Source organism: Xanthomonas prunicola, from assembly GCF_025266575.1.
Classification (GTDB): domain Bacteria; phylum Pseudomonadota; class Gammaproteobacteria; order Xanthomonadales; family Xanthomonadaceae; genus Xanthomonas; species Xanthomonas prunicola.
Genome location: NZ_CP096142.1, coordinates 618,761 through 645,085, shown reverse-complemented (window position 1 = coordinate 645,085; position 26,325 = coordinate 618,761). Strand labels below are relative to the sequence as shown.

Here is a 26,325-nt window from a genome sequence, read left to right as displayed (position 1 = left end):
GACCTGAGAAAGTGGGCGCAGGCTAGGGTGTGAAAGTTGCGTTAATGTGACAAAACGACGGAAACGTAATAATCAATTTTTGTCAATAAAGACAAGAATTTACGTAAGTTTAAACTATGTCATCGTGTGTCAGTATTCTGAACGGCGGCGATTTATGACAGCGCCTTTCCGGGGCCTTGAACGACGAACGTATGGGGATATCTGGCGACAGCCTTTGAATGCGTGCATCCCATGCTGAACCTGTGTGTCAGTTTGTGCGACGCACCACTTGCACACGCAGTGCCTAAATTGTTAGTTTCGAGGCCATGTTTCCTCGATTCCTCCAACTGCTGTTGGTCTGCCTGCTCGCGCTTAGCGTGTGGTCGGCAGCCAACGCGCACGTGCGCGTCCATGACGCGTTAGTGGGCGACGGCTTTGCGGTAATGGTGGATGCTGGCGAAGAACGCGATGCAGCAGAAGATCCGCAGGACGACGGCGAGACGCAAAGCCAAGTCGATACACAGCCTGCAGACGATATCCCCTTGCTCTCCCAAGCATGGCCGATGCTGGCGCGGTATTCCCCTTCTTGGCATGCGCATCACGCGCCGGCAAATCAAAAACGCGACCTGATCCCACAACTGCGCCCTCCAAACGCACTGCTTGGCTGATCCCCGCTGTCGTTGCACCCGGTGCGTTCCGCGCCGGATTCCTAATTGATTTGTTGTTTTTGCAATTCGCGGTCTGCGCCGCGAACGGCTATTCGTTGCCCAGAGGAATCTCCCATGGAAAGTTTGCTAGAAGGTTTTCGTCATTTCCGTAAGGAAGTCTATCCGCGCCAGAGTGCGCGCTTTCAGGAACTGGCAGGCGGCCAAAGCCCGCACACGCTGTTCATTACCTGCGCCGATTCGCGCGTCATGCCGGAACTGATCTTCTCCGCGCAGCCAGGCGAACTGTTCGTCTATCGCAATATCGGTAACGTGGTGCCGCCTTACTCGCAGCATGTCAGCGGCGTGGTGGCGGCGATCGAATACGCCATTGCGGTGCTGGGCGTGCGTCACATCGTGATCTGCGGCCATACCGATTGCGGTGCGATGAAAGCCGTGCTTAAGCCGGAGTCGCTGGAAGATGTGCCCTCCGTGGCAGCGTGGCTCAAGCACACCGACGCGGCACGTCATGTCACCGCGCATCACGGGCATGACCCGCATAGCCAGGACGCGCTGAGCTGCATGACCGAAGAAAACGTGGTTTCGCAGTTGGATCACCTGCGTACGCAGCCGGTAGTGGCAGCCCGTCTGGCCGCAGGCACCTTGCGTATCCATGGCTGGATCTACGATATCGCGCACGGGGAGATCCGCGCCTTCGATGCCGAGAAGGGTGGCTTCCGGCCGCTCCTGGCCGAAAGCACTCCCGAAGCCACGCCACGTCCGCGACTGCAGCAAGTCGTGCGCGCTGAACTCGCTTGACGGAGTCCACCATGAACACATCAGGTATCGGCGGATATTTCCGTCAGGGACTGTTTGGGCGTGATTTATTGGCGTCTGTCGTGGTCTTTCTTGTCGCGCTCCCGTTGTGTATGGGGATCGCGATCGCATCCGGCATGCCGCCGGCCGCAGGTCTGATCACCGGCATCATCGGTGGTTTGGTTGTTGGCTTTCTGGCGGGCTCTCCCTTACAGGTGAGCGGGCCGGCCGCCGGCCTGGCTGTGTTGGTGTTCGAACTGGTCCGTGAGCACGGCGCTGCTGCGCTTGGGCCGGTGATTCTGGTAGCCGGCGCAATTCAGCTGGTTGCCGGTCTGTGCCGCGCAGGTGTGTGGTTCCGGATGACATCGCCGGCCGTGGTGGCCGGCATGTTGTCGGGCATCGGCATTCTGATCGTGGCGTCGCAGGCACACGTGTTGATGGATGCCGCGCCCAAGGCGCGTGGTCTGGAAAACTTCGCCGCCTTGCCTGCCGTGTTGTGGCAGGCGATCAGCGAAGGCACCGGCAGGACCGCGTTGTTGGTGGGTCTGGCGACCATCGGCATCATCCTGGCGTGGGACAAGTTGCGCCCGCAGCGCCTGCGCTTTTGCCGGGTGCGTTGATCGCGGTGGTGGTGGTCACGGCGACGGTGCAGTTGCAGGGCCTGAACGTCAACAAGGTCGACGTCCCGACCAATTTGTTATCTGCCATCAGCATCCCCAGCATTTCCGAGATCTTTGGCGTGTTCAACCATACGTTGCTGGTGTCGGCAGTGACCTTCGCCTTCATCGCCAGCGCAGAAACCTTGCTGTCGGCGGCGGCGGTGGACCGTATGCATCAGGGGGCGCGCACGCAGTACGACCGTGAGCTGGCGGCGCAGGGCGTGGGCAATATGCTGTGCGGCTTCCTGGGCGCATTGCCGATGACCGGCGTGATCGTGCGCAGTGCGGCCAATGTGCAGGCCGGTGCGGCCACGCGTACCTCGACCATCCTGCACGGCAGCTGGTTGCTGGTATTCGCGATGCTGCTGCCTTGGTTGTTGCGGATGACGCCGGTGGCGTGTCTGGCCGGTATCCTGGTCTACACGGGCGTGAAGATGATCAAGATCGGGCAGGTCAAGGAGCTGGCGACTTACGGCCGCGGAACGGCCGCGATCTATCTGGCGACCACCTTCGCGATCGTGGCCACCGACCTGCTGACCGGTGTACTGATCGGCTTTGGTCTGTCGTTGTTCCGTCTGGCACTGCACTCCTCGCATCTGAAGGTCGAGGTGCGTGAGCACGCCGACAAGAAGGACGAGATGCATTTGACCCTGCAGGGCTCGGCTACCTTCCTGAAGGTGCCGGCCATGGCACGGACGCTGGAAAGCGTGCCGCCCAATACTGCACTGCATCTGGATGTGGCCAAGCTGCACCACGTCGACCACGCCTGCATCGAGTTGTTGCGCGACTGGAACCGCAATGCGGCCTCGCGTGGTTGCGAGCTGGTGGTGGATTGGAAGGAACTCGATCGACGTGTCGAAGGGCAGCCCACCGTGGACGGCGTGCTTGTGGAGCCGCGGGTTGAGCAGGCGAAAGCTGCGTAAGGTGTTGTAAACGCCCGGCGTTCGCGCCGGGTGACCCCCGTCGTGACCGGATGATGCATGGCGCCGAAAGACGCATCATCCGGTCGCGATTTTTTTGGGCTGGGATCGGTGATCGGGGACTTGGGACCTGGGACCTGGGACCTGGGACTTGGGACCTGGGACCTGGGACCTGGGACTTGGGACTTGGGACTTGGGACTCGTGAAAGCTTGCGGCCTTGCGGTTGCTGCGTGTGGATCAGGGCTGGCTGTTGCGCTGTTGCTCTGACTCCACGGCTGCATTACATTTAGGCCTTCGTTTGCCGCTCCGGCGCCGGCTGGGTCTTGTCGCGATAGCGGCATAGATCGTGGATCACGCAGCCCGGGCAATCCGGTTTGCGTGCCTTGCAGACATAGCGGCCGTGCAGGATCAGCCAGTGATGCGCGTCGTGCAGAAACTCGGCGGGAATGACCTTGACCAGCGTGTCTTCGACTGCACGTACGTCCTTGCCTGGCGCAAGGCCGGTGCGGTTGGAGACGCGAAAGATATGCGTGTCCACTGCCACGGCAGGCTCGCCGAACGCAGTGTTGAGCACCACATTTGCGGTCTTGCGGCCGACGCCGGGCAGCGCCTCGAGCGCGGCGCGGTCGTGCGGCACTTCGCCGCCGTAACGCTCAAGCAGAATGCGACACGTGGCGATGACATTCTTGGCCTTGGCGTTGAACAAGCCGATGGTGGCGATGTACCGCTTCAGGCCTTCTTCGCCGAGATCGAGAATGTCACGGGGCGTGTTAGCCACGGGATACAGCTTGCGCGTGGCCTTGTTGACGCCGACATCGGTAGCCTGCGCCGACAACAGCACGGCGATCAATAATTCGAACGGGGTGGTGTATTCCAGCTCGGTGGTCGGGTGCGGATTAAGTTCGCGCAAGCGCTCGAACATCTCCTGTATCTCAGGCTTGCGCATGCTGCCGCCACGACGTGCCTGCGGTGCGTTCATGGCTGCGCTCCGCCGGCGGCTTTTGCCTTGGCGCGCGCCAGGATGGCAGCGGCCAGCGGCGGCAACGCAGGCGTTGCCGGTTGGCTGGGTGCCGGGGCGGGTGCCCTGCGTGCGTCACGCTCGGCGGCGCGGCGTTGCAGGCGCGCGGCGCGCGCGCGATAGCGTTCGCGCGCGGCCCATGCATCGCGCAACCGCTGCTGTGCACCCAGCAATGTGGCGCAGACTTGCGGGAAATTGGCGTCCAGCACGTCGTGCTGCGGTTCGGGCAGATATGCCATCAAGCCGAGCGCCAAAGCGCGATCCAGATCATTTGCCTGCACACAGTCCAACAGCTGCAGTGGCAACGGACGCGGTGCCGATGTGGGGTCGAGCGTCATGGCGATGATCAGCGGTTCTTGAATTGAGCAGGGCGTTTGTCGAGAAACGCACGTGTGCCTTCGCGCATGTCGTCAGTGGCGAATAACAGTGCAAATTGCGCGGTTTCCAGCTGCAGACCTTCTTCCATGGCGCATTCCCCGCCGAACACCACCGCATCCAGAATGCCGCGCAGTGCCAGCGGTGCCGCGGCTGCCAGGCGCTGTGCCAGTGCGAGCGTTTCCTCTTGCAAGGCATCGGCTTCAACCACGCGATTGACCAGTCCCAGCTGCAGTGCGCGCGCGGCGTCGATCGGCAGGCCAAGCAGGCACAGTTCCAGCGCTGCGGCGCGGCCGGTAAGGCGCAGCAGGCGCTGTGTGCCACCGAAGCCGGGGATGAGGCCAAGGTTGATTTCCGGTTGCCCCAGGCGCGCGGTGGCAGCGGCGATGCGCAGATGGCAGGCCATTGCCAGCTCCAGGCCGCCACCGAGCGCAAAGCCATTGATCATTGCAACTACCGGCTTGGGCATGCGCTCGATCCGGCGCATCAGCTGCTGGCCCAGCAGCGAGAATTCGCGGCCCTGGATTGCCGATAGATCAGTCATTTCGGCGATATCTGCGCCTGCCACGAAGGCCTTGGGGCCGGCACCGGTGAGAATCACGGCGCGTACATCGTCTGCGGCGGCCGCATCCTGAAATGCCTGATCCAGGGCCTGCATGGTCTGTTGGTTCAAAGCATTCAGTTTGTCCGGCCGGTTGACCGTAATCGTCCGGATGCTGGCGTGATCGGCGATCAGAATGACGTGATTGGACATGTGAACCCTTGTGAACGTAAAAAATTAGTAAATACGGAACTTCCGAAAGCCTTGCTGGTCTTAGCTTTCGTGATAAGTAGCGGTTCGGTATCGTGCCCGCTATCCTAGCGCGTCATCTCAGGCGGCAGACCCGTCCTGTGCCACCACCCTGGAGAATTGTTTGATGAAGTTGCGTTCTATCGCGGTCGCTGTGGCGGCCCTGGCCCTGACGGGCAATGCACTGGCCCAGGACACGACGTCCGAGAAGGGCAAGTTGAGCTACTACTTCGGCTATGACTACGGCAATAACCTTGCCGAGCTCACCGGCCGCGGCGAGCAGCTCGACATCAACTCGGTGGTAAAGGGTCTGCAGGACGCCTATGCCAAGAAGCAGCCGGCGATCACTGCCGACCAGCTCAAGCCAGCAGTTGAAGCGTTCCAGAAGCGCGAGCAGGGCCGTGCCCAGCAGGCCAAGGCCGAGTACGACAAGGCCGCTGCAGCCAACAAGACCAAGAGCGATGCGTTCCTGGCCAAGAACAAGAGCACCGCTGGCGTGCAGACGCTGCCGAGCGGCGTGCAGTACCGCGTGATCGAAGCCGGCAAGGGTGCCAAGCCGACTCAGGCCAGCACCGTGCAGCTGGAAGTAGCGGGTCCGTTCCCGTTCGGCGACCGCGAGAAGGCACGTCCGGCGCAGCAGATCCCGGCAATCAAGGTCAGCGAAGTCGAAATGCAGGCCATGCGCGACACGCTGCTGCAGATGCCGGCCGGCTCGAAGTGGGAAGTGACCCTGCCGCCGGAAAAGGCCTACGGTGCCGACCCGCGTACCCCGTTCCCGCCGAACGTGGCTGTGCAGTTCGAGATCAAGTTGGTCAGCGTCAAGTAATTGCACTCGATGTTGCCATGACAACGCCGGCCACCAGGCCGGCGTTGTCGTTTTGGTCGACCGATTGCCTGAAGGTGACGATGAAACGATGCAGCGGCCGTAGGACCCAGCAATGAGCGGCAGCGATGTCGAAACCGATGTCGATGCAGATCCCGATCCCGATTTCGCAGCCGGTCGGCTGCCGAGTCCGTGTATCGGTGTATGTTCGCTAGATGCGCAGTCGCGCTGTGTCGGCTGCCTGCGCAGCCTGGATGAAATTGCACGCTGGATGAGCATGAGCGACGCCGAACGCCAGGACTATCTGCATACGGTGCTGCCCGCACGCGCGCTGACGGCAAGGCTGCCGGAGTACGCGCAGCTGAGGCGAGCGTTGTACCCGCTGGACACTGCGCCGGCCGGGCCGGGCTGGAACCATGCCGAACTGATCGATCTGGCCGACCGCGAGGCGTCTGCCGAGGCGGCAGTGCTATGCGGACTGGTGCCGCGCGAGCAGGGCACCATGGTGTTGCTGACGCGACGCACCGACAGCCTGCGTCATCACGCCGGGCAGGTCAGTTTCCCGGGCGGACGCGTGGAACCGTCCGATGCCGATGCCGCGGCCGCGGCGCTGCGTGAGAGCTGCGAAGAAATCGCGCTGGGCGCACAGCAGGTGCACGCCATGGGGTATCTGGATCCGTTTCTGACCGTCAGTGGATTCCGGGTGACGCCGGTGGTGGCGGTAATCGACCCGGCGTTCGTGGCGGTACCGCAGCCAGACGAAGTGGCGGAGGTCTTCGAAGTGCCGCTGGCCTACCTGATGGACCCGGACAATCTGCGCAGTGTGGAACTGGAATTCCGCGGGCGCCCGCGGCGCGTGCTCGAATACGACTGGCCTGGCCAGCGCATCTGGGGCGCCACGGCGGCCATTCTTCTCAATCTTCGTCGTCGCCTGGAGCAGGTTGCATGAGTGTCGATCCGAACTGGAACACGCTGGTCGATGCCGCAACCCTGGCGGCCACGTTGCAGCATCCGCAGCTGCGTCTGCTGGATGCGCGCGCCGCGCCGCCGACCGCACCAGACCCGGACGCAGCGCGTAAGGCCTATGCACAGGGGCATCTGCCGGGCGCGTATTACGCCGATCTCGACCACGATCTGGCAGATCTGTCGCGACCGTCGCTGGGGCGGCACCCGCTGCCGCACAGCGCGGCATTCGCCAAACGTCTCGGCCACTGGGGCATCGATCCGCACAGCCAGGTCGTGGTGTACGACGCGGGCGATGGCAGCATGGCGGCCGCACGCGCGTGGTGGATGTTGCGATTGATGGGGCATCGCCGGGTGGCAGTGCTGGACGGCGGCTTGGCCGCATGGCGTGCTGCCGGTTGTGCGGAAAGCACCGAGCCACCTGCACTGCATGATGGCGCCGCGTATCCCGGCAGTTTCGATAGCGCCGCAGTCGTGGATGCCGAGCAGATAGTGGAGCGACTGCAACAGGCGCCGGGCTGGTTGCTCGACGCGCGCGCAGGCGAGCGGTTTCGTGGAGAAGTCGAGCCGATCGACCCGGTGGCCGGGCATGTGCCAGGTGCGGTGAGTCGACCGTTGGGGTTGAGCCTGCGCGATGGTCGCTTCAAGCCGGCCGCCGCATTGCGCGCAGAGTTGTCTGCGTCGTTAGGTGCGCATCGGCCCGAGCAGGTGGTGGTGATGTGCGGATCCGGCGTGACGGCATGCCATTTGTTGCTGGCGTTGGAAGTGGCGGGGCTATCAGGAGCACGCGTCTACGCCGGTTCCTGGAGCGGTTGGTTGCAGGACGCGTCGCGACCGGTCGCGACCGGCGCCTGATTGAAGGCACAATAGCGGCAGGAACGGTGGCCTGTGGGGACGCAGGTTCGCTGCGCGGAGCGCAGTTTCTTGCAGTGCTGGGTGAGCGATGCGGTTGCAGTTACGGGTTGGCGCGCTGTGCGTCGCGGTGTGGACGCTGGCTGCCTGTTCGGCGGGGTCGACCGCCGATGTGAGCGATGCGCCTGCTGCCGGTCATCGAAATGTGGCGCAGCAAGAGGTGTATCAGCTCGCGCTGGAACGCGCGCGCGCGGAGCGATTGACGCAACTGCGTGCGCCCGACGGGTGGCTGAGCTATACCGGTTCGGGACGCGTGCGCACCGGTCGGTACCGTGTGGGCAGCGACCCGCACAGCGATATCATCTTGCCTGCCGGGCCTGCGCAGTTGGGGCAACTGACACTGGATGCAGCGGGGCAGGTACGTTTTCGCGCGGATGTCGCCGCGTCGGTGACGCTCAATGGGCTGCGTATCGACGAGGTCCGCCTGGAACCGGAGCGGGCAGGGCAGCGCGGCGATCGTCTGGACGTCGATGGCCGGCAGTTCTATCTGGTGCAGACCGGCGCCTTGTACGGATGGCGCTTCCGCGACCCTGCAGCGCCTGGGCTAAGACAGTTCGAGGGGCTGGAATATTTCCCGACCGATCCGCAGTGGCGCATCCAGGCGCACTGGCAACCCTATCCAACGCCGCGCGCGACCACCTTACTGACGTCGATCGGTACGCCACTGAGCGTGGAGGTGCCCGGAGAGGCGGTGTTCTCGCAGAATGGCCACCAATACCGGTTGCAGCCGCTGCTGCAGGAGGATGGCCAGGGCCTGTTCTTCCTGTTTGCCGACCGCACCAGTGGCAAGGAAAGTTATGGCGGTGCGCGCTACCTCTATGCCGCGCTGCCCCGCGATGGCCGCGTCGTGCTCGATTTCAATCTGGCCGAAAATCCGCCATGCGCACTGACGCCGCATGTGGTCTGCCCCATCGCGCCGCCCGAAAATCGACTGGACGTGGCAGTGAACGCAGGCGAGAAGACTTACCGCGCGACGGAGCGTTGAGCGTGCAGCAGCAGTGGGCAGTTTCGAAACTGCCAAACGCATACCGCATGCACGCATCGCGCGGTTTCTAAAACTCCTGCTAACGTGGCGTGTGCGACCAGCTGACCGCCGCTTCGATACGCGGCCACGGAAACAACGGGCCGGGGTCGAGCTTGCGCTGGATCTTGCGCGCCGGATCGTCGCTGGCCGCATCCTGGGTGATATCCAGCGCTTGATGGCCAGCGATGCGGCGTACCGCAGGCAACTGCTGCTGTAGCCACTGCAACAAGGTGATCAGCGCGGCGATCTGCGCTTCGGGATACGGTTCGGTCATTGCTTGATGACGCGAATCCAGCCAGTGCGGATACCGGCCGCGGTTGACCAGTTCGATCCCCAACGTATGCGGGTTATGCCCACGCACATGGTGCGCAACGCGCTCCAGCGCGACGTATTGCTGGATGCTGCCGTTGCGATCGAGGTAGTAATGCCCGCTGTTGCCGGTGCCGCTGTCGTAGAGCACGCGCTCGCCGTATTCGCGCGCCATCGCCATGTCCGGCAACTCGGTGCAATGGATGACCACCATGTCGATCTGGGTGAGCGCGCGTTTCGCCAACCGCGATTCGTAGGACAGCGGCGCGTAGGTGATCGGCGGCGACGGCAGGACGGCATCGGACATGGAGCGGATGCTAGCATTCGGCGATGGCTTTTAATTCCGACAGCCCTCTGGGCAAATTGATGGCGACGCTGCCGCAGACCGGTCAGGTGACCTGGATCGGCGTGCGTCCGGCGCGCGATGTGGCAATGCTGGAGGTGGGCGCGGCGCAGGTCACCACCGGCATCGGCTTGGTTGGGGACCGCTACAAGGGCGGCAGCGGCAAGCGCGGCGTGACCCTGATCCAGGCCGAGCATCTGCCGGTGATCGCGGCGCTGGCAGGCCATGCGACCGTCGCGCCGGCCACGCTGCGGCGCAACTTGGTGGTGTCCGGCATCCCGTTGATCGCGCTGAAAGGGCGGCGGTTTCGCATCGGCGAGGTGGAACTCGAAGGAACCGACCCGTGCGACCCGTGCTCGCGGATGGAAGATGCCCTAGGCGCGGGCGGCTACAACGCCATGCGCGGTCACGGCGGGCTGTGCGCACGCATCCTGCGCGGTGGCGTGCTGCGCATCGGCGATACGGTGCAGGCGCTATGAGCCGCGGGCATTGCATCCTCTCGCACGGCTTCGAAAGCGGCCCGGACGCCTTGAAGGTGACTGCGCTGGCCAAGGTGGCCGAGCAGTGGGGCTGGACCCACGAACGCCCGGATTACACCGACCTGGATGCACGCCGCGAGGTGAGCACGCTGGGCGATGTGCACGGCCGGCTGCAACGCCTGCTGGAGATCGCACGTGCGGCCGCCGACAAGGGCCCGCTGGTGCTGGTTGGCTCCAGCCTGGGGTCGTATATCGCCGGGCGGGTGTCGTTGCAGGTCCCTACGCGCGGCCTGTTTCTGATGGTGCCGCCAACCAAAATGGGCCCGATGCCGGCGCTGGACGCCGCGCAGGTGCCAATCTCGATCGTGCATGCCTGGCGCGACGAGCTGATTCCGGCCGCCGACGTGATCGCTTGGGCCCAAGCACGGCATGCGCGCTTGCTGCTGGTCGACGACGACCATCGTCTGACCTCGCACGTGGACGCGTCGGCACGCGCGTTCGCAGAACTGTTGCAGAGCCTGTGATGCGGATCCGTCCGAGGCATGGCTGCGCGCGATGTCACCCATGAATGTGTTGATCCGCGAAGCGACCGAAGGCGACGCCGCCGCCATCGAACTGCTGACGATGGTGGCCTTCATGCGCGCCGAGCATAGCCGGCATGACGAGCACCAGGTGATTGCCGGTTTGCGTCAGGACAGCGCACTGGCGTTGTCGCTGGTGGCCGACCACGATGGCTATGTGGTGGGGCATCTGGCCGTGTCGCCGGTGACGCTGTCGGACGATTCGCCCGGCTGGTTCGCGCTCGGCCCCCTGGCCGTGGGGCCAGGCCACCAGCGACAAGGACTGGGCACGCGGCTGGTGCAGGCCGCGCTCGCCACCTTGCGCGAGCGCGGCGCCGCAGGCTGCCTGGCGCTGGGCGAGCCGGCGTTTTTCCGGCGCTTGGGTTTTGCGGTCGAACCCGGCTTGGTGTTGCCCGACGTGCCTGCATCGGAGCTGCAGGCGCTGGCGTTCGGTGATCGGTTGCTGCCGCTGGCCGATGTGTCGTATCACCCGGCGTTCGGGCTGGGCTGAGCGCGGGCTGCATGCGCCTGGCATGCTGCGCGGGTGTCGGCGATCCGGCCGCCGGGCTGGTAATGCCGGCCGCGATGGCCGACCATCTGCGGCCCGTCCACGGCGGCCACGGTATTGCCCACAGGGCGCCGGCCCGCTGTCCTGTTCCCACGCTCGCCGCCGCGGCCAGCGTCTTTATCGATACCTGCCTACGTGAAATTCTTCGCATCCTGTGCCAAGGGCCTGGAATACCTGCTTGCCGACGAGCTGCTTGCGCTCGGTGCCAGCAAGGCCACCGCCACCATCTCCGGCGTTAACGTCGAAGGCGAACTGCGCGATGCGCAGCGTGCCGTGCTGTGGTCGCGCCTGGCCAGCCGCGTGCTGTGGCCGCTGACCGAGTTCGATTGCCCGGACGAAGACGCACTGTATGCCGGCGTGGCCGAACTGCCGTGGGACGAGCATCTCTCGGTGGGGCATACGCTGTCGGTGGACGCACATGTGTCCGGCACCGCCATTACCCATGCCCGCTACGCGGCGCAGCGCATCAAGGACGCGGTGGTCGACACCATGCGCCGGCAGGGACTGGAGCGCCCGTCGGTGGATGTGGACAGCCCGGACCTGCGCTTGAACCTGTCGCTGCGCAAGGGCCGCGCCACCATCTCGGTCGACTTGGGCGGCGGCCCGCTGCATCGGCGCGGTTGGCGCATGGCGCAGAACGAGGCGCCGTTGAAGGAAAACCTGGCCGCAGCGGTGCTGATGCGCGGCGGCTGGCCGCGCGCTTACGCCGATGGCGGTGGCCTGCTGGACCCGATGTGCGGCAGCGGTACGCTGCTGATTGAAGGCGCGCTGATGGCGGCCGACGTCGCGCCCGGTCTGCAGCGCTACGGCAGCGATGTGCCGAGCCGCTGGCGCGGTTTCGACCGCGATGGTTGGCAGCAGCTGGTCAGCGAGGCGCGCGAGCGTGACAGCGTCGGCCGCGCCGCGCTCAAGCAGGTGATCCATGGCAGCGACATGGACCCGCATGCCATCCGCGCTGCGAAAGAGAATGCGCAAGTGGCCGGCGTGGCCGAGGCGATCTGGTTCGGCGTGCGCGAGGTCGGTGAGTTGCAGACGCCACCGCAGGCCACCGGCGTGGTGGTGTGCAATCCGCCCTACGACGAGCGCCTGGCCGCCGACGCAGCGCTGTATCGCCGCCTGGGCGACACCTTGCAGCGCGCTGTGCCGCAGTGGCGCGCCAGCCTGCTGTGCGGCAATGCCGAGCTGGCCTATGCCACCGGCCTGCGCGCAGGCAAGAAATACCAGCTGTTCAACGGCGCGATCGAATGCGCGTTGATCGTCTGCGACCCGATCGCAGTGCCGCGACGCACCCCGCTGGCGGCACCGACTGCGCTCAGCGAAGGCGCGCAGATGGTGGCCAACCGCCTGCGCAAGAATCTGCAGAAATTCAAGAAGTGGCGCGCACGCGAAGGCATCGAATGTTTCCGCGCCTACGACGCCGACCTGCCGGAATATTCCGCCGCCATCGATGTGTATCAGCAAGCCGACGGCGACCGGCGCATCTTCCTGCATGTGCAGGAATACGCAGCGCCGGCGACGATTCCGGAAGCCGATGTGCGCCGTCGCCTCAACGAACTGCTCGCGGCCGCACGCGAGGTGTTCGAGGTGCCGGCCGAGCGCGTCGCGCTGAAGTCGCGCGAACGCGGCAAGGGCGGCAGCAAGTACGGCCGTTTCGAGCAGCGCAACGAAATCGTCCACGTGCGCGAACACGGCGCGTTGCTGCGCGTGAACTTGTTCGATTACCTGGATACCGGGCTGTTTCTGGACCATCGCCCGCTACGCGGCACCATGGCGCAGCAGTCCAAGGGACGCCGCTTCCTCAACCTGTTCTGCTACACCGGCGTGGCCAGCGTGGAAGCGGCCGTAGCTGGAGCGGCGTCCACCACCAGCGTGGATCTGTCGGCAACCTACCTGCAGTGGTGCGCCGATAATCTTGCGTTGAACGGGCTAGCCGGTAGCAAGCACAAGCTAGTGCAAGCCGATGCATTGGCCTGGCTGGAAGCCGAACGCGCGCATTTCGACGTGATTTTCTGCGACCCGCCGACCTTCTCCAACTCCGCACGCGCCGAGGATTTCGATATCCAGCGCGAGCACGTGCGTCTGTTGCGCGCGGCTGTGGCACGGTTGGCGCCCGGTGGCGTGCTGTATTTCTCCAACAACTTCCGTCGCTTCAAGCTGGATGAAGAGGCGGTGGCGGAGTTCGCGCAGTGCGAGGAGATCAGCCCGCGTACCATCGACCCGGATTTCGAACGGCATGCGCGCATCCACCGCGCCTGGCGGCTGACGGCCTGAGTTCAGGCCGGTTGCGTCCGATGGCGTGCTGCCTGGGCCCGCACTGACGTCAGCAAACGCGGTTGCGAAGCTGGCATGTGCGCAGGCTCATGCGCACTTGATCGCGAAGACGCGACCGCTGCCGTGCATGCCCGGAAGGGGCAGGGCATAGTCACGACAAGCCCAGCACAGGGCTGCGGTATGCTGATTCCCATGCTTTGGAGTCAACGATGACCGCATCACCTCGCATTGCCTTTCTTGCCAGCCCCGCCGAGCCGGCGGTGGCCGCACGCGCACGCCTTGTGCAGCGCTATGGCGACCATGCGCTGGACAGCGCAGACATCGTCTGTGCGCTGGGCGGCGATGGATTCATGCTGCAGACGCTGCATCGACATGGCGCCTCCGACAAGCCGGTGTTCGGCATGAAGCTGGGCTCGGTCGGCTTCCTGATGAACCAGTACCGCGACGACGAGGACGACCTGCTGGAGCGCCTGCAACGCGCCGAGCCGGCGTATCTGCGGCCGCTGGAAATGCAGGTGCAGACCGAATCCGGGGCCAGTGCCGGCTCGTTGGCCTACAACGAAGTCTCGCTGCTGCGGCAAACCCGGCAGGCGGCGCATCTAAGCATTGATCTCAACGGCCAGACCCGCATTGCCGAGTTGATCGGCGATGGCGTGATGGTGGCCACGCCGGCAGGCAGCACGGCGTACAACTATTCGGCGCACGGGCCAATCCTGCCGCTGGGATCGCACACGTTGGCGCTGACGCCGATCGCACCGTATCGCCCGCGGCGCTGGCGCGGCGCCATCCTCAAAGCCGAGACCGAAGTGCGCTTTCGCGTGTTGGACCCGTACAAGCGCCCGGTCAGCGTCACCGCCGATTCGCACGAAATTCGCGACGTGGTCGAAGTGACCATCCGCGAATCCACGCAACGCCAGGTCACCTTGTTGTTCGACCCCGAACACAACCTGGAAGAACGCATCTTCAGCGAGCAGTTTGCGGTGTGAGGGCGGGTATTGGGAATTCGGGATTGGCAACGGCAAAGGCGTGCCATGCTGGCTGCGAGAGAGTGTGCCGACCGGTACGATGCGTCACGCATCGTCCAGTTCCATCGTTCAATTCCCGATCGCCACTGCAAACCAAGCCCGAATCCCCAATCACCAATCCCGGCCTCTCCAATGCCTGACAACTCCCCAAGATTATTGACCGTCGCGGTGACCTCGCGCGCCCTGTTCGATCTTGAAGAAGGCCATGCGCTATTCGAGGCCAATGGGGTGGAGGCGTATTCGACGTTTCAGCGCGAGCACGAGGACGACGTCTTGCAGCCTGGCGTTGCGTTTCCGGTCGTGCGCAAGCTGCTGGCGCTCAATCACGATGTGCCCGAAGACGCGCCGCGGGTGGAAGTGATTCTGCTGTCGCGTAATTCCGCCGACACCGGTCTGCGCATCTTCAATTCGATCCAGCATTACAACCTGGGCATCGTGCGTGCCACGTTCACCTCGGGCCAGCCGACCTGGCCGTACGTCAAACCATTCGGCACCGATCTGTTTTTGTCGGCCAATCCGGAATCGGTCCGGCGCGCACTGAGCCACGGCATTGCGGCGGCGACCATCATGCCGCGGGCGCCCGGCGAACGCGCCGAGGCCGCCGCGGCAATCGTGGACAACGACGAAAGCCGTTTGTCGACGCAGCTGCGGATCGCCTTCGACGGCGATGCGGTGATCTTCGGCGACGAGAGCGAACGCATTTCGCGCGAGCAGGGCGTGGAAGCCTTCGGGCGTCACGAGCGCGAGCGCGCACGCGAGCCGTTGTCGGTGGGGCCGTTCCGCAATTTTCTGTCGGCACTGCACGCCTTGCAGGCGGCGTTTCCGCCCGGCGAAGCCTCGCCGATCCGCACCGCGCTGGTCACTGCGCGCTCGGCACCGGCGCACGAGCGGGTGATCCGCACCTTGCGCCAGTGGGGCGTGCGTCTGGACGAGGCGCTGTTCCTCGGCGGGCGGCACAAGGGCCCGTTCCTTGAGGCGTTTGGTGCCGATATCTTCTTCGACGATTCCCAGCACAACATCGACAGTGCGCGTCAACATCAGCACGTGGCCGCTGGTCATGTGCCGCACGGCGTGGCCAACGAAGGTTAAGGCGAGGGCGGTAGCGTCACTCAATCGGCATCTGGCGTCGGTGATATCCCCAACTGCAGGTCCACCACCTTCCAGCGTAACCCCTGTGCTTCCAGCACCACCTTCAGTGGTGGTTCGCCGGGGGCGCGTCCGACGTCGATCACGAAGCGGTCCAGCGCCTCGAAGTGGTGTTTGGCGTCTTTCAGCGGTCGCGCTGGCTCGGTGGGGCCGAAGGGATCGCCGCCCTGCAGTTCATTGCGGCCGCGCTTCCACAGCACATGCCCCTGCAACAGGGCACCGATGCCGATCGGCGTCACCAGCGTATCCACCGCCGCACCACCGAGTTGGTTCCCCAGGCCGTACAGCAATGTGCCCCACCGACTGGCGGCGATGTCTGGTCCGGCTTGCCGCACCACATAATCGTTGAGCTGGGCGCGCAGACTGCTGCGCACACGCGGGAAGTCGACGTAGCGTTCCAGTGCAGCGGTGTCGCGTTGCTCGATGGCCTTGGACAGGCCATGCATGGTCATGTAAGGCCCGCCGAACCACCACGCAGTGACGGCCAGCAGTACTGCAAGGAGAATGCCGATGGTTTTTTTCATGGCGCCCAGACTGCCGCAATCGCGTCCGCCGCAGGTGAAGATCAGTGACTGGGTGAGCCGCGGCCATCGCCGAAGGCGGCAACCAGCCGTTGCCGTTGGGTGGTGTTTAGCGCCTGGACGCGAGTCTGCAGCACGTCATCCAGATTGCCGATGCGGGTGGTGCCCAGGATGCCGCTGGCCACGCCCGGGTGCTGCAGGACATAAGCGAACGCCGTTTGCGCAGGTCGCTGGCTGTCGATCGAAGCCACCGCGCGGCGCATGTCGCGTGCGCACTGCATCAAGGCACGGCTGCTGGGCTTCAGCCACGCGCGTGCCAGATACCAGGCGTCGGACAGACGCGGCAGGCGCGCGCGCGCGGGCAACAGGTGCCCCTGCGCAAGCACGGTGCCGGCCAGTACACCGATGCCCACGTTCTGCAGCTGGTCGATCAGCGGTTCGCGGTCCTGCTGCAGCGCGTTGTAGTCCAGCAGCACCACATCGAAGACGTCGGGGTGGGTGATCATCCAGCGCAGGGTCGACGCCGAATGCGTATTGATGCCGGTGTGGCGGATCAGGCCACGCTCGCGCAGACGCTGCAGAGCCAGCAGCAGTTCGTCGTTGATGTCGTGCTCGCTGGCGCCATGCAGCTGGTAGATGTCGAGATAGTCCAAGCCAAGATTGCGCAGCGATGCTTCGCAACTGGCAGTGATCGCTGCGGCAGAGAAGTCACGCTGTTCGGCACCACTGATACCTGCCTGGCCAGTCAAGGTACCGCCCTTGCTGGACACCACTAGCGACTCTCGCGGATATTGCGCCAGCAGGGGACGCAGGATCCGTCCCAGACGCGGTTCCGCATGGAAGCCGGAGTAGTTGTGGCCGGTGTCGAGCAGGTTCACGCCCTGCGCCAGCGCGTACTCGAGCACCCGTGCGGCGGCGCCTTCGTCGAAGCGGCGGTGGCCCCAAAAGCCGGAACACCCCAGACCGATCGGCGAGACCAAAAGCTTGGTGCGGCCCAGCGTCCGACGCTGCTGACCCAGCGGTAGATCCGGCGTCCTCAAAATTCCAGATCCAAGGCCGCGCACAGGTAATCGACGAACGGCGCCAGAATCACCAGGTCCGCTTCGATGGTCTGGCGCAGTCGCGGTCCGGTCATGATGCTGTTGTCCAGGTGACGCAAGTATGCCCAGTTGCGGTGCTTGAGATCGTCGATGAACTCGAAATCGTTGGGGAATCCACGCGGCGCACGCACCAGCTTTTCGCTGTCGTCCATGGTGAATTTGCGCAGCAATTTCGGATTGTGCGCGGCCGCTTTCCAACTGCCGGGGTTGTCGAAAATGAACTGGCGCAGCTTGCGCTGCGTGTCTGGCTCCGGATGCCACAAACCTGCGCCGACAAAACTTTCGCCTGGCTGCAGGTGGAGATAGAACGACGGCGCCGGCATCTGCCGGCGGCGCTCGTGAAACAAACGCGCGCCCTGCCAGTTTTTGTACGGCGATTTGTCGTTGGAAAACCGCGCATCGCGATAGATGCGAAACAGCGAGCCGCCCTGGGTCTTGGGATCGGCGCGATAGTGTTCGCTGACCTGCGCCAGTGCCGGTTGCAGATCGGTAATCAGCTGCAGAAATGGCTGGCGCACATGCGCCTCGTACTGATGCCGATGGTCGTTGAACCAGGTCTTGTCATTGTGGCGGGCCAAAGCGTGCAGGAACTTGAAACTGGCGTCGGAAAAGTAGGTGGTCATAGCGTGCGTTGGAGGTCCAAACCCCAGGCGGCGAGCTGGTCGAGTAGGGCTTGCTTGGTAGCATCGTCGGGGTGAGCAAGCCGTAAATCCGCGATCTGCGCGTGGTACTGCTCCAAGGTGACCTCGCCCAGGCCGCGGTCTTCGAGCAGGCGCTGGCGGCGATAGACGTTCCAGCGCTCCTGTTCCTCGAACGACAGTGTCTGCGGCCAGTTGCGCGCGCGGTAGCGGAACAGCAGTTCGATCAGGCGCGGGTCGCGAAAGCGCGCCTCCAGTGCGCCCAGTTCGGCCGGTGCGCTGGCACGGACGTGTGCCAGCAGACGCTTGTCGCCTTCGGCCAGGAAGCCATCGTAGAGCGAGGCGTCGGCATCGTTGGTCGCTGCCGCAGGTGCGCGCTCGCTGCCATAAACCTGGCGCACCTTTTCTGCAAGCGCAGGGCCCAATTCGCGCAACCGTGCCGCCTTGGCCAGTACCGCGTCGTGATCCACACCCAGACGCTCAAAATCCGCAGCGCGCAGATGCTGCCAGGCCACCAACGCAGGCGACTTGTTCAGATGTACTTCTTTCAGTGGAATACGCTGCTCGCCTTCCGGCAGATCTGCAGCGCGGATATACAGACGGTCGGCGATCTCGTCGGGGCTTAGCCGCAACAGGACGTCCGGGTCGCCTTCCAGATCGAACACGATCACGCGGCTATCGATGCGCGGATGGCGCGTCAGCGGCAGCACCGCCGCGGCGCACAGGCGCGAGGCGGGGTAACGCTGCGAGATATGCAGCACCGGCTGCATGGCGATGACGTCCAGCAACGTGGCGGCAAAGCGCTTGTCGCGCAAGCGCAGCGCGTAGTCCCACAGTTTTGGCTGATGTTGCTGGAATTTGCGCGCCATGCCGATGGTGGCGTAGACGTCCGACAGCGCTTCGTGCGCATCGCCTTCGCGTACCTCGTTGGCGTTGGCCAGGTGTTCCAGTTTGAACGAGGTGGCGCCGTCTTCGCGCTGCGGCCAGACGATGCCGTCCGGACGCAGCGCATGCACCATCCGCAGCACATCCAGCAGATCCCAGCGCGAGTTTCCGCCGCGCCACTCCCGCTCGTAAGGGTCGTAAAAATTGCGGAACAGGCCGCAGCGGACGAACTCGTCGTCGAAGCGGATCGAGTTGTAGCCCAGCGTACAGGTCTGCGGGCGGCTCATCTGTTCGGCGATGCGCGCGAACGCCTCGGCCTCGGTGACGCCTTCGCGCAACGCATGTTGCGGCGTGATGCCGGTGACCATGGTGGCGTAGGGCGAGGGCAGCAGATCGTCGGCCGGTTGCACGAAGAAGCTGATTGGCTCTTCGATCACGCGCAGTTGCGCGTCGGTACGCACCGTGGCGAACTGTGCGATGCGGGTGCGGCGCGGGTCCTGGCCGAAGGTTTCCAGGTCGTAGAAGAGAAAGCTGTCAGGCATGCGGGTGCGACATCCAGATGCGCAGCGCACGGCGTATGCGCTGCCGGTGCCGCCTAGTATCCCTCATCGCGGCACTGGCACGCTCAGACGTGGCTGTGCGGGTGGCTGGCCCGTCAGCGGAGCGCTCGTGCAGTTGGCCAGTGGCTGATCTGTTTGGATACAGCTCAGACGCATAAGCGGTTGCGGTGTCTGACGGCAGCCGATGCCGAGCCGGTGAGACATCCGCAAGGACGCCAATGACGAGGCGGCACGTTACCGTTGCCGCCAGCGACGCCGTCGGCCACACCTGCCTCAGACGTCAATGCGCGCCTTCCAGTGGCTCCAGGCGCGCATGCACGATCGCCTCCAACGCAGCCCAGTCGATACGCGACAGATCGCTGTGTCCGCGCGTGGCCGCGACCAGGATCTCGCGCTGGATCTCGCTGCGCGCCAGTGCAATCGAATAGCGCGTGCGCAGGAACGTCACCATGGTGTAGTGCGGCACGAAGCGGGTGGGCCAACGCGCCTGCAACTGCTGTTCGAGTTCGCGCTGCAGCAGGAAGTCGGGATCGTCGACGCGGTCGCGCATTTCCAGGTAATTCTCCAGCGCCATCTGCTGGATGGCCGCCGCATCGTCGCGGCGTGCAGCTTCGAAGGCAGCGAACGCGCTGGCGAGGTCGTCGTGGGCATCCAGCTGATCTGCCAGCGCCACGCAATCTTCGAACGCGCAATTCATGCCTTGGCCGTGGAACGGCACCATCGCGTGCGCGGCATCGCCGATCAGCAAGGCGCGGCCATCCAGGTGCCAGCGATCCAGGGTCAGGGTGCCGAGCAGCCCGGGCGGATGCTCTTCCCAATGTTCTTTTAGCTGCGGAATCAGCGGCAATGCATCCGGGAAATCGCGCGCGAACAAGGCGAATGCTTCATCGCCGGTACGCGTGTTGGCAAAGCTCGGATCGCCGGCATTGGGCAAAAACAGGGTGACGGTGAACGTGCCGCCATCGTTGGGTAGCGCGATGCACATGTAGCGCCCGCGCGGCCAGATGTGCAGTGCGTTGCCTTCGATACGGAACCCGCCGCCGGCCATTGGCGGAATTTCCAGTTCCTTGTAAGAGTGATCCAAGAATTCGGTGCGTTCGCCCAGCGGCGATTTGCGCTGCATGGCCGCGCGCAGCGCCGAGCCGGCGCCGTCGCTGCCGATCACACTTTGAAAGTGGATTTCGTGTGGCTGGTCATCGCGGTCGTCGATGAAGCGTGCGTAGCCGGCGTCGAAGTCCACCGTATGCAGGCGGCGGTAGAAATGCACCTGTGCGCCGGCCTGTTCGGCCAGATCGAGCAGCGCAACATTCAACGCGGCGCGGTGGATCGACCAGATCACCTCGCTGTCGTCGCGCCCGTAGCGTTGCAGCTGCGGTTCGCCGACCAGCGGGTGCACCATGCGCCCACGCATCATCACCGCCTTGGCCATCACCGCATCTTCGGCGCCGGCCTGGCGCAGCGCATGTCGGCCGCGTTCGGCCAGCGCCAGATTGATCGAGCGGCCAGACTCGTAGCCCTTGATGCGTGGATCGCCACGCCGTTCGTAGACGGTGACCTGCCAGCCGCGACGCGACAGCAGGATGGCCAACAGACAACCGGCCAGACCGGCGCCGATCAAGGTCAGGGAACGCGGAGAAACTGGGCTCAATGCAATGTCCGGCAGCAGCCGGACGCAGTGCCGGCGAAAGGGGGAAGACAGCGACTGACAGTGACAGCCGCCCTCGCATCAGCCCTGGGCGGGCTCGAAGTGTACGTGGGCAGGCGGCGATTGCGCGTACCGCAGATGTGGTTTGGTGGCAATGCAGTCAGTCTGCCCCACTCAGGCGGCCGCCCAGGCTTCCACCTGTTCCACGAAGGTGTGCAGATCGCTGAAGCGGTTGTACAGCGGCACTGGAGCAATGCGGATCACATCCGGTTCGCGCCAGTCGCCGAGCACACCGGCCGCATGCAGATGCTCGAACAGCGCGCGCCCCTGCGCGCGTCCGCCGGCCACTCGCAACGACAGCTGGCAGCCGCGTCGCGGCGGTTCGGCCGGGGTGACGATCTGCAGCACCTGCGGCACACGTGCGTGGATCAGCTGCTCCAAATGCCCGGTGAGTTGTTCGGACTTTGCGCGCAACGCGGCCATGCCAGCCTGGTCGAACAGCGCCAGCGATGCGCGCAGCGGTGCCAGCGCCAGTACCGGTGGGTTGCTCAGCTGCCAGCCTTCGGCGCCGGGCGAGGGCACGAACTGCGGGTCCATGCGGAAGCGGGTCTGCTGCTCATGTCCCCACCAGCCGGCCATACGCGGCAGATCGCTGTTGGCATGCCGCGCATGCACGAAGCACCCACCCACCGCGCCGGGGCCGGCGTTGAGATATTTGTAGTGACACCACACCGCAAAATCCACGCCATCGTCGTGCAGGGTCAGCGGGATGTTGCCCACCGCATGCGCCAGGTCGAAGCCCACCGCCGCGCCCTGTGCCCGCGCGAGCCGCACGATGTCGGCCAGGTCAAAGGCCTGCCCGGTGCGGTACTGGATGCCCGGCCACAGCACCAACGCCAGGCGCGGACCATGCTGCGCGATGGCATCGGCGATGGCCGCCATCGATAACGTGCCGTTGGGTTCGTCAGCTTCCACTTCGATCAGATGGGTGGCCGGATCCAGCCCGTGCAGGCGCAACTGCGATTCCACCGCGTGGCGGTCGGACGGAAACGCGCCGGCTTCGATCAGAATTGCACCGCGTTCCGGCGTGGGACGATAAAAGCTCGCCATCATCAAATGCAGATTGACGCTGAGGGTGTTCATCGCCACCACTTCGCCCGGTTGCGCGCCGACCACGCGGGCCAGCGCATCGCGCACCAGCTGGTGATAGGTCAGCCATTGGGTGGGGCCGGTGAAGTGACCTTCCACCGCCAACGCGCCCCACTGATCCAGCACCTGGTCCACCATCGCGCGTGCCGCGCGTGGCTGCAGGCCGAGCGAATTGCCGACGAAATACGTCTGATCCTGATCGCCGTGCTGCGGGAACACGAAGGCATCGCGCAGGTGGCGCAGCGGGTCGGCGGCATCCAGTGCAGCAGCATGGGCGCGGGGCAGCAGGTCGGTCATCGTCGGGCTCGCAACACGGATCAGGGCGGCAGTTTACCCGCCGGCACCGTGCGCGCCGTCCTGCATGGTTGGCGTCTCGGCCGAGGCCGGTCGGGCAGGGCGCAGCAAGTGGGTGAGCGTGCCGATGCTGTCGGTGACGCGGTCGATGGTGTCGGCCAGCGCGGCCGTGGTTGGCGAACTGTCGGGCAAGGCGGCCAGCGCATCGGAAAGCTGACGCTCGGTCTTGCGCAAGGTGGCCGCGGTGGGGGCGCCGCCGTTGCGCAGGCAGCCGATCAGCTCGGATAGTGCCTCGTCGGCCTGCTGCGCAAAGGCAGGCAACGCCTCCAGCGTGGGCAGCGGGTGGCCATCGCTTAGCACCGCTTCCAGCAACAAGGTGGCGCGGATCAGGCGATTGCCATTGGCCAGCAGCGATTCGGCCAGTTTGAGTTCCTGCAGATTGCGCCGGCTGCGGGGTTCTCCGCGCAAACGCTCGATCGACGCCTGCGCATTGGTGCGTGCCACGCGCGCAGCGGCGCGTGTATCGCTCAAGTCGTCCATCCGGCCGAGTAATAGATGGCGCAGATGGTCGCGGTACGCGCTGAGCAATTGCGCCAGTGAGGCGCGAATCTGCCGCCGTTCGCGCGTGGGCCATAGCGCGTAGGCAATCAGCGCCAGCGCGCTGCCGGCCACGGTGGCTTGCAACCGCGCGCCGACCGCTTCGCCCGGCGACACGCCTTCGAACGAGAGCAGCAGCACCAGCATGCCAGTCAGAAATGCCACGCCGATGCCGTAATTCACCTGCGTCAGTAAACGAAACCCGATGCAAAACAGCGCGAGCAAGACCATGCGGATGCTGGCGCCGTCCATGGCCAGGTGCGCGAGCAGGGTGGCCAGCAACAGTCCGACGAAGGTGCCGGCGACGCGTAACGCGCCAAAGCTGAAGGTGCCTCCGAAATCCGGCTTGAGCACGATGGCGGTGGTCATCGGAATCCAGAAGCCGTGCGGAATCTGTTGCCAGCGCTGAAAGGCAATGGCCAATGCCAGGCACACGCCACAACGCAAGGCGTGCCGGAAGGCCACCGACGATAGATCCAGATTCGCCCGCAAGGTGGCCCAGGTCGCGGCGGGGCGCAGCGCTGCCGGCAGGCGTGCTTCGGCCAGCTGTGCCTGGATTTCGCCACGGCTGCTGGCCCAGTGCGCATTACGTACCACTGCACGCAGCTGGCCGCCCAAACCTTGCGCACGTGCAACGGCGACGCGGACCAAGCGGCGCTCGCGGGTGTCGGCGTTGTCGTGCTGAAACTGCGCCAATGCGCCGACCAGATCGTCGAAGCCGGTCATCGACGCATGGGCGGCCGCCGGGTCTTCGCCCACAGTCATCGCATGCGCAAGTTGCTCCAGCACGATTGCGCTGCGTTCGAGCACGCGTTCGATTGCCGGGCGCGCCTGCGACTCGGTCAGGCGCGTCTCGGCATCGGCCAGCGAGAGCAACTCCAGCCGCACGCGATCGCACAGCTCGGCGATGATGCGAAAGCTCTGTACCGCAATCGCACGTGAGCGATGTTCGCCATGCAGCATCACCATCGCGTCGAGCACTTCCTGCGTTGCCGGCGGCGCCGCGCTGGCTTCCGGGCGCTGCCGTGCGATACCGGCCAGCTGGCGCATCAACTCCGCCAATGCGAAACGCTCCGGGCGATAGCGCTGCAACGGCCACGCCGCCAACGCCAGCAATACCTGCAGCAGGCCGCCGGCGAAGATCAGGGCCGCCACACCGGGTGCCTGTTGCACCGGCAGTTCCATGTCTGCGCTGACCACCAGCAGGATCATGCTGGTCAGGCCGACCCGCGCTGCCACCGGGCCGAGCGCCACCAGCAAGCCGCCGGCCAAGCCGAGCAACAGACCGGCCAGCACGAGTGCTGGCGTGTTATGGCCGACCCAGATGCCGAGCAATGCGGCCAGGCCGGCCGCCAGCGCTGCCATCAGCATGCGCTGCAGGCGCGCACGATACGGCCCGGGCTGGTCGGAGAACATGGTGTTGAGCGCGCCGCTGCACACCGCCAGGCCGGCGGCGACATGCCCGGTGGCCATCCCAATCGCCAGCGGCAAGACCACGGCAGCGGTGTTGCGCAGTGCTACGCGCAAAGGCACGTCGCGCGGTTTGAGGTCGATCAGTGCGCGCAGCATGGTGCCGATGGCGAAGGTGTCGGCGGGGATGATCGCTGCGGTGGTTCCATGCAGGTGGCAGGTTTCACTCCGTGGTGGACGCTCTTGCCAGTTTCGGGCATCGGGCGCTTGGCTGCGCAGCATGCGTTTGGATTGCGGTTTCTTGCGAGCGGTGGCCCCGTGAGCGGGAAACCATCGCTGACGCGCAGGGCATTGGCCGCGCGCCGGCGCGCGTTGCTGGAATCCGCACACCCCCAGCCGTGATGCAACGTGCACGCATGCGGGAAGGCAGTGGCAAACACATGATGCACGCCCATCCCACTCAATCTTCGTCGACGTCCAGCGGCTGCGCGGTGCGGCGGAAAAGCACGCTCAGCGCCAACCCGCATGGGGCGCGCACTCACGTGGGTACCGGCGATCGATCGCATCGCGCTACGCGTGCCTGCCATGCCCACGCCAACTCATTCTTCGGCAGTGGCATAGCGCTCGGGTGCAGGATGCAGATGCCCGCACTGCGAGCAGGTACGCAGCGCGAGCGAACGGTAGAAATGATCGAACACCGGCGGGAAGTCGGTTTCGATGTTTTTCAGCGGAAACATCGCCTCGTACAACTTGTGATTGCACTGCGGGCAATACCATTGCAGGCCATCTTGCTCATGCGGCAAACGCACGCGCTCGATCACGATGCCGATCGAGCCGGCGGCGCGTTGTGGCGAATGCGGCACCTTGGGCGGCAGCAGAAAGATTTCGCCGGCACGGACCGGGATGTCGCGCGCCACGCCATCGTCCTGCACTTTCAGCACCATCTCACCTTCGAGCTGGAAGAACCACTCCGGGCCTTCGTCGTAGTGATAGTCGGTGCGCGCGTTCGGCCCACCGACAATCATGATGATGAAACCATCCTGCTGGATGCACTTGTTGCCCACCGGCGGCTTGAGCAGGTGGCGGTGTTCCTCGATCCAGGCATGCAGGTTGATCGGCGGGATCAGCATCGAGGTTTCCTCAGCGGGGAAGGGGCCAGCATAGCCAACCGGCAGCCTCACATGGATGCGGCGGTTGGCCATGCATTTGCGTGCTGCTCAGCGTTCGGCGCGATCAAGCTGGATCTTCGCCAACGCCGCATCGTAGCGCTCCTGCAGCAGCTCGTGGCGATCAATCGACATGCCCAGGTCGTGCGCGCGGCCGTCGCGCAGGCTGTAGACCCAGCCGTGCACGCTCAATTCCTGGCCGCGCTCCCAGGCATCGTGCACGATGGTGGTGCGGCACACGTTGACCACCTGTTCGAGCACATTGAGCTCGCACAGCCGTGCGTGCTGCACCGACAGCTCGCCCGCGTCGTGCAGGCAGGCTTCGTGCTTGTCGGCCACGTCGGTGACGTGGCGGATCCAGTTGTCGACCAGACCCATGCGCTTCTGGGTCAGGCTGGCGAATACGCCGCCGCAGCCGTAATGGCCGACCACCAGCACATGCTTGACCTTGAGCACGTCCACCGCGAACTGGATCACCGACAGGCAATTCAGATCGGTATGCACCACCACGTTGGCGATATTGCGATGGACGAACACTTCGCCTGGCGCCATGTCGATGATCTGGTTGGCCGGCACGCGCGAATCGGAGCAGCCGATCCACAGATATTCCGGCGTCTGTTGGGTCGACAGTTTGGAAAAGAACTCGGGGTCTTCGCGGCGGATACGCTCGGACCAGGCGCGGTTGTTTTCGAGTAAATGGTTGAGTTCGTTCATGCGCGCAGTGTTCCAGAGACG

The 26,325-nt window shown here is 64.8% G+C and carries 25 protein-coding genes and 2 pseudogenes; 14 read left to right on the top strand and 13 right to left on the bottom strand.

The window, feature by feature from the left end; all coding sequences use genetic code 11:
• Positions 1 to 326 precede the first annotated feature (326 nt).
• From M0D43_RS02445 to M0D43_RS02435, 3 genes and pseudogenes are all read left to right on the top strand, one after another.
• Positions 327 to 647 (top strand): hypothetical protein, encoded by a 321-nt coding sequence (locus M0D43_RS02445; RefSeq protein WP_252164943.1) that lies wholly within the window; start codon positions 327 to 329, stop codon positions 645 to 647.
• Between the two features lie 114 nt (positions 648 to 761).
• Entirely contained in the window at positions 762 to 1,442 is a 681-nt protein-coding gene (locus M0D43_RS02440; RefSeq protein ID WP_252163475.1) for a carbonic anhydrase, read from the top strand.
• 11 nt (positions 1,443 to 1,453) lie between these two features.
• Positions 1,454 to 3,021: pseudogene (locus M0D43_RS02435) on the top strand (SulP family inorganic anion transporter).
• Between the two features lie 284 nt (positions 3,022 to 3,305).
• On the opposite strand, the gene nth reads toward M0D43_RS02435, so the two are convergent.
• Genes nth through M0D43_RS02420 form a run of 3 tightly spaced genes read right to left on the bottom strand, consistent with a single transcriptional unit; the run spans position 3,306 to position 5,166 of the window.
• A complete protein-coding gene (gene nth / locus M0D43_RS02430; RefSeq protein WP_260807812.1) occupies positions 3,306 to 3,998 on the bottom strand; it encodes an endonuclease III in 693 nt (230 codons plus the stop codon).
• Positions 3,995 to 4,375 (bottom strand): hypothetical protein, encoded by a 381-nt coding sequence (locus M0D43_RS02425; RefSeq protein WP_260807811.1) that lies wholly within the window; start codon positions 4,373 to 4,375, stop codon positions 3,995 to 3,997. The genes nth and M0D43_RS02425 overlap by 4 nt, the downstream gene beginning before the upstream one ends.
• An 8-nt stretch (positions 4,376 to 4,383) precedes the next feature.
• Complete coding sequence (locus tag M0D43_RS02420) at positions 4,384 to 5,166, bottom strand: enoyl-CoA hydratase-related protein (RefSeq protein WP_260807810.1); 783 nt, start codon at positions 5,164 to 5,166, stop codon at positions 4,384 to 4,386.
• 163 nt (positions 5,167 to 5,329) lie between these two features.
• On the opposite strand from M0D43_RS02420, the gene M0D43_RS02415 reads away from it, so the two are divergent.
• The 4 genes from M0D43_RS02415 to M0D43_RS02400 all read left to right on the top strand — a co-directional run bounded on the left by M0D43_RS02415 (position 5,330) and on the right by M0D43_RS02400 (position 8,885).
• On the top strand, positions 5,330 to 6,028 hold the full coding sequence (locus M0D43_RS02415) for an FKBP-type peptidyl-prolyl cis-trans isomerase (protein ID WP_004429231.1): 699 nt from the start codon (positions 5,330 to 5,332) through the stop codon (positions 6,026 to 6,028).
• A 112-nt stretch (positions 6,029 to 6,140) separates the two neighbouring features.
• Positions 6,141 to 6,974, top strand: coding sequence for a CoA pyrophosphatase (locus tag M0D43_RS02410; RefSeq protein WP_260807809.1), 834 nt, complete (start codon positions 6,141 to 6,143; stop codon positions 6,972 to 6,974).
• Positions 6,971 to 7,843, top strand: a complete 873-nt coding sequence (locus tag M0D43_RS02405; protein WP_260807808.1) for a sulfurtransferase — start codon at positions 6,971 to 6,973, stop codon at positions 7,841 to 7,843. Before M0D43_RS02410 ends, M0D43_RS02405 begins: the two co-directional genes overlap by 4 nt.
• 88 nt (positions 7,844 to 7,931) lie before the next feature.
• A complete protein-coding gene (locus M0D43_RS02400) occupies positions 7,932 to 8,885 on the top strand; it encodes a DUF1684 domain-containing protein (protein WP_252163468.1) in 954 nt (317 codons plus the stop codon).
• 79 nt (positions 8,886 to 8,964) lie between these two features.
• On the opposite strand, the gene M0D43_RS02395 is transcribed toward M0D43_RS02400, so the two are convergent.
• Positions 8,965 to 9,540, bottom strand: a complete 576-nt coding sequence (locus M0D43_RS02395) for an N-acetylmuramoyl-L-alanine amidase (RefSeq protein ID WP_260807807.1) — start codon at positions 9,538 to 9,540, stop codon at positions 8,965 to 8,967.
• 23 nt (positions 9,541 to 9,563) lie between these two features.
• Between M0D43_RS02395 and M0D43_RS02390 the strand changes: the two genes are divergently transcribed.
• From M0D43_RS02390 to M0D43_RS02360, 7 genes and pseudogenes are all read left to right on the top strand, one after another.
• Entirely contained in the window at positions 9,564 to 10,055 is a 492-nt protein-coding gene (locus M0D43_RS02390; RefSeq protein ID WP_260807806.1) for an MOSC domain-containing protein, read from the top strand.
• On the top strand, positions 10,052 to 10,579 hold the full coding sequence (locus M0D43_RS02385; RefSeq protein ID WP_260807805.1) for an alpha/beta hydrolase: 528 nt from the start codon (positions 10,052 to 10,054) through the stop codon (positions 10,577 to 10,579). The genes M0D43_RS02390 and M0D43_RS02385 overlap by 4 nt, the downstream gene beginning before the upstream one ends.
• Before the next feature lie 40 nt (positions 10,580 to 10,619).
• A complete protein-coding gene (locus M0D43_RS02380; RefSeq protein WP_260807804.1) occupies positions 10,620 to 11,126 on the top strand; it encodes a GNAT family N-acetyltransferase in 507 nt (168 codons plus the stop codon).
• Positions 11,127 to 11,137: 11 nt separating this feature from the next.
• Positions 11,138 to 11,322: pseudogene (locus M0D43_RS02375) on the top strand (hypothetical protein).
• Entirely contained in the window at positions 11,319 to 13,454 is a 2,136-nt protein-coding gene (gene rlmKL / locus M0D43_RS02370) for a bifunctional 23S rRNA (guanine(2069)-N(7))-methyltransferase RlmK/23S rRNA (guanine(2445)-N(2))-methyltransferase RlmL (protein ID WP_252163464.1), read from the top strand. Before M0D43_RS02375 ends, rlmKL begins: the two are co-directional and overlap by 4 nt.
• A 209-nt stretch (positions 13,455 to 13,663) precedes the next feature.
• A complete protein-coding gene (locus M0D43_RS02365; RefSeq protein WP_252163463.1) occupies positions 13,664 to 14,440 on the top strand; it encodes an NAD kinase in 777 nt (258 codons plus the stop codon).
• Between the two features lie 171 nt (positions 14,441 to 14,611).
• Positions 14,612 to 15,568, top strand: a complete 957-nt coding sequence (locus M0D43_RS02360) for a 5'-nucleotidase (protein ID WP_252163462.1) — start codon at positions 14,612 to 14,614, stop codon at positions 15,566 to 15,568.
• 20 nt (positions 15,569 to 15,588) lie between these two features.
• Here the strand turns inward: M0D43_RS02360 and M0D43_RS02355 are convergent, their stop codons facing one another.
• The 9 genes from M0D43_RS02355 to can all read right to left on the bottom strand — a co-directional run bounded on the left by M0D43_RS02355 (position 15,589) and on the right by can (position 26,304).
• Positions 15,589 to 16,149: a DUF2939 domain-containing protein gene (locus M0D43_RS02355; protein ID WP_260807802.1), complete on the bottom strand. Its 561-nt coding sequence runs from the start codon at positions 16,147 to 16,149 to the stop codon at positions 15,589 to 15,591.
• A 41-nt stretch (positions 16,150 to 16,190) separates the two neighbouring features.
• The gene (locus tag M0D43_RS02350) at positions 16,191 to 17,210 is read right to left on the bottom strand and encodes an aldo/keto reductase (RefSeq protein WP_252163460.1); all 1,020 of its coding nucleotides are present in this window, start codon (positions 17,208 to 17,210) and stop codon (positions 16,191 to 16,193) included.
• Positions 17,183 to 17,869: a DUF2461 domain-containing protein gene (locus M0D43_RS02345; RefSeq protein WP_260807800.1), complete on the bottom strand. Its 687-nt coding sequence runs from the start codon at positions 17,867 to 17,869 to the stop codon at positions 17,183 to 17,185. The genes M0D43_RS02350 and M0D43_RS02345 overlap by 28 nt, the downstream gene beginning before the upstream one ends.
• On the bottom strand, positions 17,866 to 19,311 hold the full coding sequence (gene sbcB, locus M0D43_RS02340) for an exodeoxyribonuclease I (RefSeq protein ID WP_260807799.1): 1,446 nt from the start codon (positions 19,309 to 19,311) through the stop codon (positions 17,866 to 17,868). The genes M0D43_RS02345 and sbcB overlap by 4 nt, the downstream gene beginning before the upstream one ends.
• A gap of 298 nt (positions 19,312 to 19,609) precedes the next feature.
• The gene (locus M0D43_RS02335; RefSeq protein ID WP_260807798.1) at positions 19,610 to 20,977 is read right to left on the bottom strand and encodes an FAD-dependent oxidoreductase; all 1,368 of its coding nucleotides are present in this window, start codon (positions 20,975 to 20,977) and stop codon (positions 19,610 to 19,612) included.
• A 171-nt stretch (positions 20,978 to 21,148) separates the two neighbouring features.
• Positions 21,149 to 22,420 carry a kynureninase gene (kynU, locus tag M0D43_RS02330; RefSeq protein WP_260807797.1) on the bottom strand — a complete coding sequence of 424 codons (1,272 nt, stop codon included), beginning with the start codon at positions 22,418 to 22,420 and terminating at the stop codon, positions 21,149 to 21,151.
• Positions 22,421 to 22,453: 33 nt separating this feature from the next.
• Complete coding sequence (locus M0D43_RS02325) at positions 22,454 to 24,583, bottom strand: FUSC family protein (protein WP_260808235.1); 2,130 nt, start codon at positions 24,581 to 24,583, stop codon at positions 22,454 to 22,456.
• 440 nt (positions 24,584 to 25,023) lie between these two features.
• Positions 25,024 to 25,554, bottom strand: coding sequence for a 3-hydroxyanthranilate 3,4-dioxygenase (locus M0D43_RS02320; RefSeq protein ID WP_252163455.1), 531 nt, complete (start codon positions 25,552 to 25,554; stop codon positions 25,024 to 25,026).
• Positions 25,555 to 25,641: 87 nt separating this feature from the next.
• On the bottom strand, positions 25,642 to 26,304 hold the full coding sequence (gene can, locus M0D43_RS02315; RefSeq protein ID WP_252163454.1) for a carbonate dehydratase: 663 nt from the start codon (positions 26,302 to 26,304) through the stop codon (positions 25,642 to 25,644).
• Positions 26,305 to 26,325 lie beyond the last annotated feature (21 nt).